A 2,737-nucleotide genomic window follows, 5' to 3' on the forward strand; every position below is an offset into this window, starting at 1 on the left:
GCGAAGGAATCCGGGTCGTGTCTATCAACGGGCAGCGCCTGCCCCATTTTCCAAGCAGAAAGTCCCCGATCGTCGGCGAAACTGTCGACATCGTGTCCTAAAGAGGCAAATTCGTGAATGATTCAGCCAAGAATATCCTGAGTTTTGTGGCGATCGTGCTGGTCTTGATGACCGTCGTGCAGAGCTTTAATGGCGCAGGCATGGCGGGAGCCCAGCAGGAACGCTACTCGGAGTTCCTGAACCGGGTCGAAGACAATTCGGTGGAATCGGTGAGTTTCGACGGACCGACAGTCCGATATATGACGAAGAACGGCTCGCGGTTTTTCGCCTATAACCCGGAGAGCGGCGACGTTTCAGCGCTGATTGGCGAGCTTCAGGAGCGGGGTGTCGAATTCGACATGCCGGAACCGGAACAGCAGAGCCTGCTCGTAACGCTCCTCGTCCACTCGTTCCCGGTACTGTTACTGATCGCCGTCTGGATCTATTTCATGCGCCAGATGCAAGGCGGCGGCGCTGGCGGCCGCGGCGCGATGTCGTTCGGCAAGAGCAAGGCACGGTTGCTTGGTGAGGACCAGGTCGGTGTCACTTTCAGTGACGTTGCGGGTGTCGAAGAGGCGAAGGAAGAGGTCGTGGAGATCGTCGACTTCCTCAAAGACCCGAGCAAGTTCCAACGTCTTGGCGGCAAGATCCCTAAAGGGGTCTTGATGGTTGGATCACCCGGTACTGGTAAGACGTTACTTGCGCGAGCGATTGCGGGTGAAGCCAAGGTGCCGTTCTTTACCATTTCAGGTTCAGACTTCGTTGAGATGTTTGTGGGTGTCGGCGCCTCGCGTGTCCGAGACATGTTTGAACAGGCGAAGAAGCACGCGCCCTGCATCATCTTTATCGACGAAATCGATGCCGTGGGGCGTCATCGTGGTGCCGGCCTTGGCGGTGGGCATGACGAGCGTGAGCAAACGCTGAACCAGCTGCTCGTAGAAATGGATGGCTTCGAAGGAAACGAAGGCATTATCGTGATCGCAGCAACGAACCGACCCGACGTTTTGGATCCGGCGCTGCTTCGACCGGGACGCTTCGACCGACAAGTGGTGGTGCCGCTTCCGGACGTGCGCGGTCGGGAGCAAATTCTTCGTGTACACATGCGTAAGGTGCCGCTCGGAGATGATGTGCGTCCAGGCATCATCGCGCGTGGCACGCCAGGGTTCTCCGGCGCGGATCTCGCAAATCTTGTCAATGAGGCCGCCTTGTTTGCGGCTCGTGCCAATCGGCGCACGGTTGGCATGGAGGAGTTCGAGAAAGCGAAAGACAAGATCATGATGGGCGCAGAACGTCGTTCCATGGTGATGAACGACGACGAGAAGAAACTGACGGCCTACCACGAGGCGGGACATGCCATTGTCGGTCTAAACGTTCCGGATCATGATCCCGTTTATAAAGTCACCATTATTCCTCGAGGTCGCGCGCTGGGGGTGACGATGTTCTTGCCGGAGGAAGACCGATACAGCTACTCCAAGCAACGGCTGAACTCTCAGATCTCGAGTTTATTTGGTGGCCGTATCGCCGAGGAGCTGATTTTCGGCTCGGATAGCGTTACGACGGGTGCCTCCAATGACATTGAGCGTGCGACTGACATTGCGCGCAATATGGTCACGAAATGGGGGCTCTCTGATCGCCTGGGGCCATTGAGCTACAGCGAGGAAGAGGGCGAGGTGTTCCTCGGCCGCACGATGACGCAAACCAAACAGGTTTCGGGGCAGACTGCGAAAGCGATCGACGAGGAGATTCGTTCGATCATCGATCTGAATTATGAGCGGGCTGAGCAGATTCTTAAGGACCATACAGACAAGCTGCACGTGATGGCTGAGGCGTTGATCAAGTACGAGACGATCGACGAGAAGCAAATCGCTGACATCATGGAAGGTCGTGATCCTCGCCCGCCGGCAGATTGGAATGACAACGACAATCCGCCAAACGCGGTGACAGGCGACGGGCCTTCAAAGCGCAAGTCTGGTGGTCCGAGTGGATCGATCGGTGGACCAGCGGGACAAAGCAGCTAGGTTCCATCGACATGTCTGAACGGCGATCTGCCGTAGGGGCGCTGCTTGCTAAGCAGCGCCCTTTGATTATGGGCATCCTGAACGTCACGCCGGACTCGTTTTCCGATGGTGGAAAAAATATTGGGGTGCACACTGCGGTTGCCGCTGCACTCTCTATGGTGGAGGCCGGTGCCGACATCATTGATATCGGTGGTGAGTCGACGCGTCCGGGCGCATCGGACGTTGCCACAGAGGAAGAGCTCGAAAGGACAATTCCGGTCATCGAGGCACTCTCAAGCGCCTCGCCGGTAGTGATGTCCATCGACAGCAGTAAGCCGGAGGTCATGTCTGCGGCTGTCAGGGCCGGTGCCACATTGATCAATGATGTGCGTGCACTACAAGCCCCGGGCGCGCTGCAGGCAGCCTCGGAAGCGGGGGTTCATGTGTGCCTGATGCACATGCAAGGCGCCCCCAGGACGATGCAGGAAAACCCCAGCTATACCGACGTTGTAGTAGAGGTAGGCGAATTCCTGCAGCAGCGGATCGACGCATGCGTCGATGCTGGCATCGACCGATCGCGTATATTGCTTGATCCCGGTTTTGGCTTTGGTAAGCGTATCGAGGACAACCTTGCTTTGGTGCGCGGGCTCTCCTCGCTTAGCGGCATGGGCTATCCAGTGCTGGCGGGGTTATCCCGCAAA

General features: G+C 57.4%; 2 protein-coding genes. Both read left to right on the top strand.

The window, feature by feature from the left end:
- Positions 1-113: 113 nt before the first annotated feature.
- Positions 114-2,057 carry an ATP-dependent zinc metalloprotease FtsH gene (gene ftsH / locus AAF739_18020; protein ID MEM6384565.1) on the top strand — a complete coding sequence of 648 codons (1,944 nt, stop codon included), beginning with the start codon at positions 114-116 and terminating at the stop codon, positions 2,055-2,057.
- An 11-nt stretch (positions 2,058-2,068) separates the two neighbouring features.
- The coding region (gene folP, locus AAF739_18025; GenBank protein MEM6384566.1) for a dihydropteroate synthase at positions 2,069-2,737 on the top strand (669 nt) is incomplete at its 3' end.

The sequence above is a fragment of the Pseudomonadota bacterium genome (genome assembly GCA_039024915.1).
Taxonomy (GTDB): Bacteria; Pseudomonadota; Alphaproteobacteria; order Rhizobiales; family MH13; genus MH13.